This window comes from Paraburkholderia sp. JPY465 (genome assembly GCF_050436725.1).
Classification (GTDB): domain Bacteria; phylum Pseudomonadota; class Gammaproteobacteria; order Burkholderiales; family Burkholderiaceae; genus Paraburkholderia; species Paraburkholderia youngii.
The window spans coordinates 3,115,746-3,130,086 of record NZ_JBNDMT010000003.1; the positions used below are offsets into that span (position 1 = coordinate 3,115,746).

Annotated in this window: 13 protein-coding genes; 10 read left to right on the top strand and 3 right to left on the bottom strand. The window is 62.4% G+C overall.

Annotated features, from left to right (window positions below; genetic code table 11):
- Together QFZ94_RS29015 and QFZ94_RS29020 are read left to right on the top strand one after the other, a co-directional pair.
- Positions 1-819, top strand: a complete 819-nt coding sequence (locus tag QFZ94_RS29015; protein ID WP_429461106.1) for a helical backbone metal receptor — start codon at positions 1-3, stop codon at positions 817-819.
- A gap of 280 nt (positions 820-1,099) precedes the next feature.
- Entirely contained in the window at positions 1,100-2,686 is a 1,587-nt protein-coding gene (locus QFZ94_RS29020) for an ABC transporter substrate-binding protein (protein ID WP_429461108.1), read from the top strand.
- 94 nt (positions 2,687-2,780) lie between these two features.
- On the opposite strand, the gene QFZ94_RS29025 is transcribed toward QFZ94_RS29020, so the two are convergent.
- Together QFZ94_RS29025 and QFZ94_RS29030 are read right to left on the bottom strand one after the other, a co-directional pair.
- Complete coding sequence (locus tag QFZ94_RS29025) at positions 2,781-3,260, bottom strand: hypothetical protein (protein ID WP_429461110.1); 480 nt, start codon at positions 3,258-3,260, stop codon at positions 2,781-2,783.
- An 88-nt stretch (positions 3,261-3,348) separates the two neighbouring features.
- Positions 3,349-3,816, bottom strand: a complete 468-nt coding sequence (locus QFZ94_RS29030; protein ID WP_429461112.1) for a hypothetical protein — start codon at positions 3,814-3,816, stop codon at positions 3,349-3,351.
- 658 nt (positions 3,817-4,474) lie between these two features.
- Here QFZ94_RS29030 and QFZ94_RS29035 point away from each other — a divergent pair.
- Positions 4,475-4,930 (top strand): lysozyme inhibitor LprI family protein, encoded by a 456-nt coding sequence (locus QFZ94_RS29035; RefSeq protein WP_429461114.1) that lies wholly within the window; start codon positions 4,475-4,477, stop codon positions 4,928-4,930.
- 105 nt (positions 4,931-5,035) lie between these two features.
- Here QFZ94_RS29035 and QFZ94_RS29040 read toward each other — a convergent pair whose 3' ends face one another.
- Positions 5,036-6,109: an MBL fold metallo-hydrolase gene (locus QFZ94_RS29040; RefSeq protein WP_429461116.1), complete on the bottom strand. Its 1,074-nt coding sequence runs from the start codon at positions 6,107-6,109 to the stop codon at positions 5,036-5,038.
- Between the two features lie 158 nt (positions 6,110-6,267).
- On the opposite strand from QFZ94_RS29040, the gene QFZ94_RS29045 reads away from it, so the two are divergent.
- The 7 genes from QFZ94_RS29045 (at position 6,268) to QFZ94_RS29075 (ending at position 14,071) form a co-directional block, all read left to right on the top strand.
- Positions 6,268-6,672 carry a MerR family transcriptional regulator gene (locus QFZ94_RS29045; RefSeq protein ID WP_018436808.1) on the top strand — a complete coding sequence of 135 codons (405 nt, stop codon included), beginning with the start codon at positions 6,268-6,270 and terminating at the stop codon, positions 6,670-6,672.
- A 39-nt stretch (positions 6,673-6,711) separates the two neighbouring features.
- Entirely contained in the window at positions 6,712-8,529 is a 1,818-nt protein-coding gene (aceK, locus tag QFZ94_RS29050; RefSeq protein ID WP_429461118.1) for a bifunctional isocitrate dehydrogenase kinase/phosphatase, read from the top strand.
- A 72-nt stretch (positions 8,530-8,601) separates the two neighbouring features.
- Positions 8,602-9,810, top strand: a complete 1,209-nt coding sequence (locus tag QFZ94_RS29055) for an acetyl-CoA C-acetyltransferase (RefSeq protein ID WP_429461120.1) — start codon at positions 8,602-8,604, stop codon at positions 9,808-9,810.
- A 27-nt stretch (positions 9,811-9,837) separates the two neighbouring features.
- On the top strand, positions 9,838-10,515 hold the full coding sequence (locus tag QFZ94_RS29060) for an SDR family oxidoreductase (RefSeq protein ID WP_368583317.1): 678 nt from the start codon (positions 9,838-9,840) through the stop codon (positions 10,513-10,515).
- A gap of 41 nt (positions 10,516-10,556) precedes the next feature.
- Positions 10,557-11,687 carry an acyl-CoA dehydrogenase family protein gene (locus tag QFZ94_RS29065; RefSeq protein ID WP_429461122.1) on the top strand — a complete coding sequence of 377 codons (1,131 nt, stop codon included), beginning with the start codon at positions 10,557-10,559 and terminating at the stop codon, positions 11,685-11,687.
- Positions 11,688-11,694: 7 nt separating this feature from the next.
- Positions 11,695-12,150: a YchJ family protein gene (locus tag QFZ94_RS29070; RefSeq protein WP_429461124.1), complete on the top strand. Its 456-nt coding sequence runs from the start codon at positions 11,695-11,697 to the stop codon at positions 12,148-12,150.
- Between the two features lie 613 nt (positions 12,151-12,763).
- Positions 12,764-14,071 (top strand): dienelactone hydrolase family protein, encoded by a 1,308-nt coding sequence (locus QFZ94_RS29075; RefSeq protein WP_429461126.1) that lies wholly within the window; start codon positions 12,764-12,766, stop codon positions 14,069-14,071.
- Positions 14,072-14,341 lie beyond the last annotated feature (270 nt).

Here is a 14,341-nt window from a genome sequence, read left to right on the forward strand (position 1 = left end):
ATGCAGCCCCGTGCGGTCGATGCAGCCGGCGTCGCGCACGAATCCGCGGGCGCCGATGCGCGCATCGTGTCGCTGGTGCCGAGCCTCACCGAAACCCTGTTCGCGCTCGGGCTTGAGCGGCAGATCGTCGGGCGCACCGGCTTTTGCGCGCATCCTCTCGACAAGGTCCGCGCGGTGCCGAAGATCGGCGGCACGAAAGCCGTCAAAGTCGACGCGATCCGCGCACTGCGCCCCACCCACCTGATCGTCAATATCGACGAAAACGAACGCGACACCGTCGAGCAATTGCGCGCGTTCGTGCCGCACATCGTCGTCACTCATCCACAGACGCCGCGCGACAACCTCGCGCTGTACGAGCTGCTCGGCGCGATTTTTGGACGTGAAGAAGAAGCGCGGCGCTTGAGCGGCGCGCTCGATGCGCGTCTGCGCGAAGCCGCCGCACACACCTTCGCCGCTCAGAACGTGCTGTACCTGATCTGGCGCGAACCGTGGATGAGCGTCGCGCGCGACACGTACATCGCCGCGATGCTGCGTCTCGTGAACTGGCACACATTGCCCAACGTGCACGGCGGCAGCGTCGGCGCCACGCGCTACCCCACGCTCGACTTCGACACCGCGCCATGGCTCGCGCAAGTCGAGCGCGTGCTGCTGTCGAGCGAGCCGTACCGCTTCACGGCCGCGCATCGCGATGCGCTCGCGCGCGATCCGCGGTTCACCGGCAAGCGCATCGAGCTGATCGATGGGGAAATGACGTCGTGGTACGGCGTGCGCGCAATCGATGGCATCGGCTACCTGCTGCGCCAGGCCACGGCGGCCTGATGCCGCAACGCAGCCGCGCCGCCCCATATGGATATGTCGATTAAATTGTTGTCGCCATAATGGCCCTTCGATAAGCTTTCGCGAAGGCGCGCCGCCGGCCAGGCCTCGAAGGCAGGCATCTCGGCTTCAGGCCGGGATCGCCCGACCTGTATGGCGGCGCCGGGAACGTATCACAATCGTGGCGACGCGCGCGCCGGGAGCGCTCTCCTGCCCGCTCACGCATCGCCGCCATAAACACAACCAGACGCACTGCCTGACTGCGCTCGTTACCGGAGATCCTATGCGCTTCAATCTGCTCGCAGCCGCCATCCTGCTCACGGCGCCCGCGCTCGCGCTCGCCAAACCGTTGACTGTCTGTACCGAATCGAGCCCCGACGGCTTCGACGTCGTGCAGTTCAATTCGCTCGTCACGACGAATGCATCGGCCGACGTGATCTTCAACTCGCTGGTGTCGTTCGATGAAGCCGCGAAGAAGGTCGTGCCCGCGCTCGCCGACAAGTGGGAAGTGAGCCCCGACGGCCTGACCTACACGTTCCACCTGCGTCCGAACGTGCAGTTCCAGACCACCGACTACTTCAAGCCCACCCGCGCGCTGAATGCCGACGATGTGATCTTCACGTTCGACCGCATGCTCAACGACAGCAATCCGTGGCACAAGGTGGCGGGCGCGAGCGGCTTCCCGCACGCGCAATCGATGGGGCTGCCGAAGCTGATCAAGTCGATCACCAAGGTCGACGACAACACGGTGAAGTTCGAATTGAACGAGCCGAACGCGACGTTCGTGTCGATCCTGTCGATGGGCTTCGCGTCGATCTATTCGGCCGAGTACGCGGACCAGTTGCTGAAGGCCGGCAAGCAGGTCGACCTCAACGCGAAGCCGATCGGCACCGGGCCGTTCGTGCTGAAGAGCTATACGAAAGACGCGGTGATCCGTTATGACGCGAACCCCACCTACTGGGGGCCGAAGCCGAAGATCGAGCGTCTGATCTACGCGATCACGCCGGACGCAACCGTGCGGGCGCAGAAGGTGAAGGCTGGCGAATGCCAGATCGCACTGTCGCCGAAGCCGCAGGATCTCGCCGACGCGAAGAAGGACAAGTCGCTCGCGATCGTGCAGACGCCCGCGTTCATGACGGCCTTCGTCGCGCTGAACACGCAGCAGAAGCCGCTCGACAACCAGAAGGTGCGCGCCGCGCTGAACATGGCGTTCGACCGCACGACGTATCTGAAGACCGTGTTCGACAACACCGCGACGCCGGCCGTGAACCCGTTTCCGCCGAATACGTGGAGCTACAACCACTCGATCAAGGGCTGGCCGTACGACCCGGCGAAGGCGAAGCAGTTGCTCACCGACGCGGGTTTTCCGAACGGCTTCCAAACGACCATCTGGGTGCGTCCGAACGGCAGCGTGCTGAATCCGAATCCGAAGGCCGGTGCCGAACTGTTGCAGGCCGACTTCGCGAAGATCGGCGTGAAGGCAGACGTCAAGGTGATCGAATGGGGCGAGCTGATCAAGCAGGCGAAGCAAGGCCAGCATGACTCGCTGTTCATGGGATGGGCCGGCGACAACGGCGATCCGGACAACTATCTGTCGCCGCTCTTCAGTTGCAACGCGGTCAAGTCGGGCATCAACTTCGCGCGCTTCTGCGATCAGGATCTCGACAAGCTGATCGCCGACGGCAGAGCAACGTCGGATATCGCCAAGCGCACGAAAGCGTATGAAGCCGCGCAGCAGATCATCCACGATGAAGCGCTGTGGATTCCACTCGGCTATCCGACCGCGGCCGCAATCACGCGTACGAACGTGAGCGGGTATCACGTGAGTCCGTTTGGACGGCAGAACTTTGGGGCGGTGGTGGTGCAGTGATTTTGTGCTGCGGTTGAAACCGGAAAAGAATAAAGCCGACCTTCACGGGTCGGCTTTTTTATGTCCAGCGTTTCCGGCCGATACAGTTCGCCCGTTACTTCACCGCGCTGTCTGCTGCGGCGATTATTGGATCGACCGATACCCCTTCGAGACAATCACGATTACGTTCAGCGAAAGCGAAGGACAAGGTTCCCCACGGCAGAAAAGCTGAATATGCCGTGGTTTCATCCAGTGAATGTCCGCGCGGAGAGTCGGTAATCTTGAGGTTGCTGTAATGCGCACGGACCATCGCGAGCGTGACGCATTCGCCGCTCAATCTCCCGAGCGCAAGAAAACCAGGATGCCCTCCAGTGTGCCGGACCCGTAAATCCACATTGCCGATCACGACACCATCTGCCATCTTCGCAGGACCGCCGACATAAAACTGGAATGCGGTATTTTGGATTGACTCTCTGCTGGTATCTCTGCCGACAAGGTCAGTCGCCAGCACGCTTTCGACCTTTTCCTTAGTGAATGGAATTTGCTGCACCAAAGAGTCGATGGTCTGCCACAGTGTCATGTCCGGTTGAGTCATCTGTGAATCCTTTCCGTATTGTCCAGCCGCGAGGCTGCATCCGCCAAACCATCCCGCCAGGCACAGTGCTGCAAGCACCCCGGTCCGATTACCGGAACGCGGAAGTTTTGTAATACCAGCTTCCATAGTAATCTGCGTACCTCTGTCCCGTGTTCGACGTGACTTCGTCGCCGAATGCAGTCCCGATTGCTGCCCTGCAGGCCGCGGCGTTTCCGTCCTGCAAGTACTTGTCGTATGCGGCGTTGTAAGCTGCACTGTTTGCGCCAGCAACGCCAATGTTCGGGCCATGGTTGGCAAGATTCTCCCGCTGCGCGCGAATATTGCTCATCGTTGCTGCAGCCTCGTCTTCGAGCTTGCCCTTCACATAGGCCGCCTTTGATGAGACATCCTCGTCATAGGAGTACGCCGCATGTCCGACCTCGTGGGATAAGACTTGCACATATGCGCTTGGGCGGCTGAGGAGATCTCCGTCCAGGGTGATGACCTTGTTGTAGCGATTGGTATATGAGCCCCCATGCGGCTTGCCATTCTCGATCTGCCAACCGGATTCCCCCAAGCCTTTTTATATCAGCCAATAAACCCGGAGACTTGCGAACAAGTCGGTCAATATCTTCGCCGACTTCAGTAGCCATAATGTCAGCTACAGGCGATGGCGCAATCGGATTAAGCAAAGCAGGCAGATCAGTACGCGTGATCTCGGCCTTCGCGAATACTTGATTGGGTATGGGCAGATCATCTCTTTGGTGCAGGCGTTTGCATTTCGTCTTGACCTCTTCGATGTGCCATTTGACCTCCAAAGGCGGCGGAACAAATATCAGCTTGCCTTGTTGAAGATACCCAAAGATTGCCCGCGCCACCTCGTGGTCGCTCATCAAGTCAATCCGCAGGTTTATACCGTTCGTTCGGGACAGAAGGTGCCGCAGGCTATGTATATCCGCATTACTCGACCTCCACGGTAGGGAACTTGTCCACGTCACATAATCTTCGTGCGCGGTTTTCAACGCTTGCGCTACTTCGTTGTGCTCCTCGCGCGTCAGGGGTCGCCTGGAGACCAAGCTCCACCAGGAAGCCAGAGAGAATTCCCGCGCCTCCGTTACGTACATAATGCTCCGACTGAAAAACATCAGTACCCCGCAATTTTTCCATTACTAAAGACGAGCTTCGGATCGTAGCATCTGATGCACGATCGCATACCGTCTCAATATATTCTTTACATGTCTTTAAGTTTCGCTATGCGTTCGATAAAGCTGATCTGTTTCGCCCTGGCCGCCTGCCTGCCAACAATGGTGCTTGCAGCCTCAGCGGTTCCCGTCGCAAGCGAGCGGGCCTTGCGCGAGGAATGCAGCGCGTTCTCGCAAGCGGGGATGCGGGACTGTCTGGCAGAAAAAGCAGAGGCGAGTAAGAAGACCCTCAGACGAGCCGAGGAGAAGATGGCTGGCACCCTCGCCAGATGGGATGAAGACGACAAGTACGTCAACCAGGCCAGGGCAAACCTCGCCGCATCAAACAGAAAATTCGCTCTGTACCGTGAGTCTCAATGCGACTTCGCAGCTTCGCTGACCGGTGGTGCAGCCGGCAATGCGCACGAAATCAGCCGTTTAGCTTGCGTTTTCGAACTCAACAACCGGCGGCCCGAGCAACTACGCAACGCTGCATCTGACATGCCTTGAAGTAATTCGCATGGGAGGACACCCAGCATCGTTGCGCCGCTCAGTGCCTTCGCCCAGCGCGGACCTATTCGTCCGCGCTTCTCCACCCGCAGCAAACGGCCGAGATCACACCGCCGCGAACCGGATCACCCCATCCGCATCCTGCGCCCGCTTCAATTCCCCCGCCCGCCACAGCAGATGCAAATGCGCGAGCGCCTCACCCATCGCGAACGTCATCTGATGGATATCGAGTTGGCGCTTGAACATCAGCGGCACAATATCGGCGGCGCTGCGCGGCTTTTCCGCGCACGCTTCGCGCACTTCGGCGAGCCGCGCATCGTGATGCTCGCGCAGTTGCTGAATGCGCGTGCGCACGCCGCGAAACGGCTTGCCATGCGACGGCAGCACGAGCGTGTCTTCAGGCATCGTCTCGTAACGACCGAGCGACTCCAGATATAGTTCGAGCGGCGAGCCCTCAGGCTCGATATCGAACACCGACACGTTGGTCGAAATGCGCGGCAGCACCATATCGCCCGAAATCAGCGTGCCGGTTTCCGCACAGTGCAGCGCACAGTGTTCCGGCGAGTGGCCAAAGCCTGTCACCACGCGCCACGTCCTGCCGCCGATTCTCACGTCCTCGGCTTCACGCAATCGGCGGTATTGCCCCGGAATCGCCGGCACGAGGCTCGAGTAATAGCTCGTGCGATTGCGCAGCTTGTCGAGCGATTCCGCGTCGTTCAGACCATGCCGCGCGAAGTGTCGCGCCGCGGCCTCGCCGCCCGCGTTCGAACCGTCGCCCGTCGCCATTACGCGCGCCTGCATGTATTCGCCGAGCGTCATCCACAGCCGCGCGTCCCACCGTTTTTTCTCGCCGCCGCTGCACACCCAGTGCGCGAGGCCGATGTGGTCCGGATGGCAATGCGTGACGATCACGCGCAGCACCGGCAGCCCGTCGAGCGCCGACTCGAACACGCTCTCCCAATTCGCCTTGATCGTGTCCGACGTAATGCCGCAGTCGACCACGGTCCAGCCTTGCTGACCGTCGATCTCATCGCGCAGCAGCCACAGGTTGATATGGTCGAGCGCAAACGGCAGCGGCATGCGCAGCCAAAGCACGCCGGGCGCGACTTCCATCGTGCGGCCCGAGTCGGGCATCGTGTCGTTGAACGGGTATTGGAGTTGGTGTTCGAGTGAATTCATGGGGACTGTCTTCCTCCGACGACTCTCCGGCAGGGCCACGTATGCGATGCCGGTCGGCCTGGTTGTAGTTGCGTTCCGCTCAGGTTGACGATAACGTAAACGTCGATTCTATCGTCCAATCCGGTTTTGTGCCGGCCAAGCGGCCACGAGATGTCCCGATGAATACGCAATACACGATCACCGAACTCGCGCGCGAATTCGACGTCACGCCACGCGCAATCCGCTTCTACGAAGACCAGGGTTTACTCTCGCCGAGCCGCGAGGGTTCGAGCGGCTTGCGACGTGTCTATTCCGGCCGCGACCGCACGCGATTGAAACTCACGCTGCGCGGCAAGCGGCTTGGCTTCACGCTGTCGGAGATCCGTGACCTGCTCGACGTCTACGAGTCGCCGACCGACACCGTGCCGCAATTGCACGCGTTTCTCGCGACGGTCGCGCGTCACCGCGAAGTGCTCGAACGTCAGCGCGAAGATCTCGACGCGACGCTCGAAGATCTCGCGCAGTACGAAGCGCAGGCGCGCGCGTTGCTCGATGGCACGAGGCACGACGCGAAACCTGCCTGAAGCTGCCTGACTCTGACCGGCGTTTGCGGAGCGCGCGTGATGAATCACTTCCCCAAACTGTTATCGTCGCAAATCGGTTTCGACGTCGCGCAGACGATGCTCGAAGGGTTCGACCGTCACTACCGGATCTTTCGCGACGCGGCGATCCATGCGAAGACGCTGTTCGAAGCCGGCGACTGGCACGGCCTGCAAAAGCTCGCGCGCGAGCGCATCGCGTCGTACGACGATCGCGTGCAGGAATGCGTGCACCTGCTCGAAGACGAATACGACGCGGAGAACATCGACAGCGAAGTGTGGCAGCAGATCAAGCTGCACTACATCGGTCTTCTGACCACGCACCGTCAGCCCGAATGCGCGGAAACCTTCTTTAATTCGGTTTCCTGCAAGATCCTGCACCGCTCGTACTTCAACAACGATTTCATTTTCGTGCGCCCGGCGATTTCGACCGAATACATCGAGAACGACGAACCGGCCGCGAAGCCGACCTATCGCGCGTATTACCCCGGCACGGACGGACTTGCCGCAACGCTGGAGCGGGTCGTCACGAACTTCCAGCTCGATCCGCCGTTCGAGGATCTGACACGCGACGTCGCCTGTGCGGTGCAGTCGATTCGCGAAGCGTTCGGCGTGTTCGACGAAGCGGCGAATTTCCAGATTCACGTGCTGTCGTCGCTGTTTTATCGCAACAAGGCTGCGTATATCGTCGGGCGGATCATCAACGGCGACACGCTGCTGCCGTTCGCGGTGCCGCTGCGTCACGTGAAACCGGGCGTGCTCGCGCTGGACACCGTGCTGCTCAAGCGCGAGCAGTTGCTGATCATCTTCAGCTTCTCGCACTCGTATTTTCTGGTCGACATGGAAGTGCCGTCCGCGTATGTCGAGTTTCTGCGCACGGTGATGCCGGCCAAGCCGAAGGCGGAAATCTATACGTCGTTGGGTCTGCAGAAGCAGGGCAAGAATCTGTTGTATCGCGATCTGCTGCATCACCTCAAGCATTCGAGCGACCGCTTCATCGTCGCGCCCGGCATCAAGGGTCTCGTGATGCTCGTGTTCACGTTGCCGTCGTTCCCCTACGTGTTCAAGCTGATCAAGGACAACTTTCCGCCGCCGAAGGAAACCACGCGAGCGCAGATCCAGCAGAAGTATCTGCTCGTCAAACGTCACGACCGGCTCGGCCGCATGGCCGACACGCTCGAATATTCGAGCGTCGCGCTGCCGCTCGCGCGGCTCGACGAAACGCTGTTGCGCGAACTCGAGAAGGAAGTGCCGTCGCTGATCGAATACGACGGCGAGAACCTCGTGATTCGCCACATGTACATCGAGCGACGCATGATCCCGCTCAATCTGTTCCTGCAGAACGGCAACGACGACGACATCGAGCACGGTATCAAGGAATACGGCAACGCGGTGAAGGAGCTGATCCAGGCGAACATCTTCCCCGGCGACATGCTGTACAAGAACTTCGGCGTGACGCGGCATGGCCGTGTCGTGTTCTATGACTACGACGAGATCGAATACCTGACCGACTGCAACGTGCGCGCGGTGCCGGCGCCGCGCAACGAGCAAGACGAAATGTCGGACGAGCCGTGGTACCCGGTCGGTCCGCACGATATTTTCCCGGAGACGTACGGCACGTTCCTGCTTGGCGATCCGCGTGTGCGCCGCTCGTTCATGCGGCATCACGCGGATTTCTTCGAGCCCCAGCTGTGGCAGCGATACAAGGATTTTCTGTTGAAGGGCGAGTTGCCCGATTTTTTCCCGTACGACCAGAGCGTGCGCTTCTGCGTGCGTTATCCGGAGCGGTTCGCCGACGCAGCCGATGCAGAGGCGAACCAGCCGAATGTGCGCGTGGCTTGATGAATCTCACGAGGATTCGCAGCAGGCCACGCGCGGCGGTAGCCATCCAAGCTATGACCAAGGAGCTCAAACATGAGTGACGCAATTCAAAGTGGTATCCATGCCGATCCGATCGTGATCGTCAGCGCGGCGCGCACGCCGATGGCCGGCTTTCAGGGCGACTTCGCGTCGCTGAGCGCGCCACAACTCGGCGCGGTCGCGATCAAGGCGGCCGTCGAGCGCGCGGGTCTGAAGCCCGAGCAGATCGACGAAGCGGTGATGGGCTGCGTGCTGCCCGCCGGCCTCGGCCAGGCGCCCGCGCGCCAGGCCGCGCTCGGCGCGGGTCTGCCGCTCGCCACCGGCTGCACGACGGTCAACAAGATGTGCGGCTCCGGCATGCGCGCGGCGATGTTCGCGCACGACATGCTGGCCGCGGGCTCGCTCGACGTAATCGTCGCGGGCGGCATGGAAAGCATGACGAACGCCCCGTATCTGTTGCCGAAAGCGCGCGGCGGCATGCGCATGGGCCACGGCCAGGTAATCGACCATATGTTCTACGACGGCCTCGAAGACGCGTACGACAAAGGCCGTCTGATGGGCACGTTCGCCGAGGAATGCGCGGCGTCGTTCGACTTCACGCGCGAGGCGCAGGACGCGTTTGCGGTCGAGTCGCTGAACCGCGCGAAGCGCGCGAACGAGGACGGCTCGTTCGACTGGGAAATCGCGCCGGTTACGGTGGCGGCCCGCAAGGGCGACGTCACGATCGCGCGCGACGAACAGCCGTTCAAGGCCAACCTCGACAAGATCCCCACGCTGAAGCCCGCGTTCAGCAAGACCGGCACCGTGACGGCGGCGAACTCGTCGTCGATCTCGGACGGCGCGGCCGCGCTCGTGATGATGCGCGAGTCGACCGCGAAGCGGCTCGGCGTGACACCGCTCGCGCGCGTCGTCGGTCATTCGACGTTCGCGCAGGAGCCCGCGAAGTTCACCACCGCGCCGGTCGGCGCGATCCGCAAGCTGTTCGGGAAGAACGGCTGGCGCGCCGGCGACGTCGATCTGTACGAGATCAACGAAGCATTCGCGGTCGTCACGATGGCCGCGATGAAAGAGCACGATTTGCCGCACAACAAGGTCAACGTGAACGGCGGTGCGTGCGCGTTAGGCCATCCGATCGGCGCCTCGGGCGCGCGCATCCTGGTTACGCTCATCGGCGCGCTGAAGAATCGCGGTCTGAAGCGCGGCGTCGCGACGCTGTGTATCGGCGGCGGCGAGGCGACCGCGATGGGTATCGAACTGATCTGAAGCGTTGACCAAACTTCGAGGAATACGATGAAAACAGTGTTGATCGTCGGTGCGTCGCGTGGCATCGGCCAGGAATTCGTGCGGCAGTACAGAAAGAGCGGCTGGCGCGTGCTCGCGACCGCGCGCGACGGCGCAGCGCTCGACGCGCTCAACGAGCTCGGTGCGGAAACCTTCATGCTCGACGTCACCGCGCCCGAAGAGATCGCAGCGCTCGGCTGGAAGCTCGACGGCGAACGGCTCGACGTCGCGATCGTGGTGTCGGGCGTGTACGGTCCGCGCACCGAAGGCATCGAGACGATCACCGCCGAAGACTTCGATCACGTGATGCACACGAACGTGCGCGGCCCGATGCAGCTGCTGCCGATCCTGCTGCCGCTCGTCGAGGAAACGGACGGCGTGCTCGCGGTGATTTCGAGCCGCATGGGCAGCATCGCCGAAGCGAGCGGCACGACGGGCTGGCTGTATCGCACCAGCAAGGCGGCGCTGAACGCCGTGCTGAAGCTCGCGTCGCTCGACGCGCAACGCGCGACCTGCGTGTCGCTGCATCCCGGCTGGGTGCGCACCGACATGGGTGGCGCGCAGGCCGCGCTCGATCCGGCGCGCAGCGTCGCGGGCATGCGCGAGGTGCTGGCGCAGGCGGCGGCATCGCGCGACGCGTTCCACGGCCGCTTCGTTCAGCACGACGGTACGCAGCTCGACTGGTAGACGACCAGGTTGCATCGGATCATCGGCTCGGAGACACACTCATGGTGCTTGACCAGGATCACCTGATGGTGCGCGACGCACTGCGCACCTTCGTGCGCGAAGCGATCACGCCATACGCGGCGCAATGGGATCGCGAACGCACCTTTCCGCGCGACGTGCACCGGCAGCTCGCCGAGCTCGGCGCCTATGGCGTGCTGGTGCCCGACGCGTATGGCGGCGCCGGCATGGACGCGCTCGCGCTCGCGCTGATCCTCGAAGAAATCGCGGCGGGTGATGGCGGCACGTCGACCGCGATCTCGGTGAACAACTGCCCGGTGTGCAGCATCCTGCTCACCTATGGCAACGACGCGCAGAAGCGCGACTGGCTCACGCCGCTCGCGCGCGGCGAGATGCTCGGCGCGTTCTGCCTGACCGAGCCGCAAGCGGGCTCGGATGCGTCGGCGCTGCGCACCACCGCGACGCGCGACGGCGACGCGTACGTGCTCAACGGCGTCAAGCAGTTCATTACGAGCGGCAAGAACGGCGACGTCGCGATCGTGATGGCCGTCACCGACAAGACCGCCGGCAAGCGCGGCATCAGCGCGTTCATCGTGCCCACCAGCACGCCGGGCTATGTGGTCGCGCGGGTCGAGGACAAGCTCGGTCAGCATTCGTCGGACACCGCGCAGATCGTGTTCGAGGACTGCCGTGTGCCGGCCGCGAACCTGATCGGCGCGGAAGGCGAAGGCTACCGGATCGCGCTATCGGGGCTCGAAGGCGGGCGCATCGGCATCGCCGCGCAAAGCGTCGGCATGGCGCGCGCCGCGTTCGAAGCGGCGCTGACTTACGCAAAAGAACGCGAGAGCTTCGGCGCGCCGCTGATCTCGCACCAGGCGGTGCAGTTCCGTCTCGCCGACATGGCCACGCAACTCGAAGCCGCGCGTCAATTGATCTGGCACGCGGCGTCGCTGAAGGACGCGGGCCAACCGTGCCTGACCGAAGCCGCGATGGCGAAACTGTTCGCTTCCGAAGCGGCCGAGCGCATCTGCTCGGCCGCGTTGCAGATTCACGGCGGCTACGGCTATCTCACCGACTTCCCGGTCGAGCGGATTTACCGTGACGTGCGCGTGTGTCAGATCTACGAAGGTACGAGCGATATCCAGAAGATCCTGATCGCTCGCGCGCTCAACTGAAATTTCAATGAATAAGCCATTGTTGTCACTGCAAAGACCTGTCGACTGTCCATGCGGCGGCGCCGCGCCTGATGCACGCGGAGGCACCGCGACGAAGGCCCCGCGTTTCGCGCAATGCTGCGGCCGCTACATCGACGGCGGCGAAGCGGCGCCGCGCGCGCTCGAACTGATGCGCTCGCGCTATAGCGCGTACGTGCTTGGCGCAACCGACTACCTGCGCGCGACGTGGGACCCCCGCACCTGCCCCGCCGCTCTCGACGTCGATCCCGCCCCACCCGACGCGCCGCGGTGGCTCGGACTGCAGATCAAAGCGTTCGCCGAAAGCGATGCCGATCACGCGACCGTCGAATTCATCGCCCGCTACAAAGTGGGCGGACGTGCGCATCGGTTGCATGAATTGAGCCGCTTCCTGCGTGGCGATGATGGCCGCTGGCGTTATGTCGATGGCGATGTCGATGAGTAGCAAGCACTGATTAAGTAATCGCTGCATTACGCATCGCAGCTTTCTCATGTCTTTCGTTCGCTCTCTACAAAACTCATAAAAGGCCCTCTGACAGGGCCTTTTTTTCGATCCACTCGCGCAGGGTTCTTCGTTGGCCTCGCACCACAGCACTTACAGACCTTTACCCGGCGCTTCCCGCCACCTGTCCCCGGCCCTTGCCTGGCAAGGCTTTGAGGCCTCATTCGGCATGCAGCAATTTTTTCGTCGCGGGTTCTCCTTGATTGCACAAAACAAAATTGTCGTGCCAGGATGAGTCCGTAGTTTCATGACGTCACATTGCGAGAGCGGGTCACACCCGTTCCGCAAGATGCAAAGGAAGCCTGACCGGCCGCTGATCGAAAGCGCGCCGCGCAGACTCCGGCAGCATCGAGTGACGCTCATCCTCGGCGCGTGGGGTCGCGTCAGCCGTTGGGTTCATCCCGTGCGATCTCGATTTGCGTGCGTGCGCTTTGCGCACTACGCACGTGAGTGAGTCTGTTTGTGTCGAAAACGCGAACGAAAGCTGAACGTCAGCAGCGTTTTTGGCAACCGGACAGCACGGAGTTCAGGACAGGTCTTTCGAGCAGGTGCGTCAATGGTGTTGAGCAAGGTTCTGACGAAGTGTGCGGCGATCTGCGCCGCGGCCACGTGTGCAGTCGCGATCGCGCACGCCGATCCGCTCGCCTACTCGTCGCTTTCGGCACACAACGCAACGCCGTCCAGCGACACCCAGGGACCGCTGTCGCGTGCCCGCGTGCCGCGCCTCGCGCTCGACGACGATGTCTACCTGCCCACCGCTCACCTGAACGAAAAGATCATCCGCGTGCCGGTCGACGCCGCCGGCACTGTCACGCTGGAAACCACGATCTATAAGCCGGACGGCCCCGGCCCGTTCCCGATGATCGTGTTCAACCACGGCAAGATTCCGGGCGATCCGCGCACACAGGAACGCAGCGACCCGCTGCCGTTCGCGCGCGAATTCGTACGCCGCGGCTACGTGGTCGTCGCGCCGAACCGCCAAGGCTTCGGCCACTCGGGCGGCGTGTACGAGCAGGACGGCTGCGACGTCCAACGCAATGGCCTCGGCCAGGCCGGCGACGTTGCCGCGACGATCGATTACATGTCGAAGCAACCTTATGTCGACGCGACGCACATCGCGGTGGCCGGCACCTCGCATGGCGGCCTCGCGACGATTGCGTACGGCACCGAAGCGGCGCCCGGCGTGCGCGCGCTGATCAATTTCTCGGGCGGCCTGCGCCAGGACGCCTGCGAGGACTGGCAAGGCAATCTGACGCGCGCATTCGGCGCGTATGGCGAGAAGACCACGGTGCCGTCGCTGTGGCTCTATGGCGATAACGATTCGGTGTGGAACGCGCCGCTCGTCGCCGGCATGTACGCCGCGTATGGCGCGCATGGCGCGAGCGTGAAGATGGTCGACTTCGGCAAGTACAAGAACGACGCGCATCGGCTGGTCGGTGATCGCGACGGCGTGCGCGTGTGGTGGCCGGCCGTCGAAGCGTTCCTCGCGCGCGCCGGCATGCCGACGGCCGTGCAGTATCACGTCGCCGATCCGGCCGCGCCGAAGGCAACCGGCTTCGCCGCGCTCGACGCGGTCGACGCGGTGCCGTTCCTCGACAACGAGGGCCGCAATGGCTATCGCAACTTCCTGCATCAGTATCCGAGCCGCGCATTCGCGGTGTCGGATTCGGGCGCGTGGTCGTGGGCCGAGGGCGGCGACGATCCGATGTCGGTGGCGGTGGCGAATTGCCAGAAGCAGAGCTCCGATCCGTGCCGGCTGTATGCGGTCGATAATTCGGTCGTGTGGGGCAATCAGAACTCGCAGACGGCGGATGCGGGGGATGCCGATGCGAATAGCCGTAAAGCGATTGCGAGCCGGGAGTGAGGTACGCATAGCATCCGGATTCGAGTCCGGTTCCGACGTGTCGAAGGCCTGCTGATTCAGCAGGCCTTTTTGCATTCGGGCCGCCGTTGCACGATGAGAGCTACGAGCGTTCGCGCGGCGCGCATGTGCAAAAGCACCTCTTCACCACAAATTCTCGCCAGTAATAGCCGATTACTTTGACGTCGCTATCTCCGTCGATTGGCGAGCTTCGATCCCGAAGTCGAACGAGCTGCATCGAACAGCGGCAAACCTCGACGCCAGCGCGAAAGA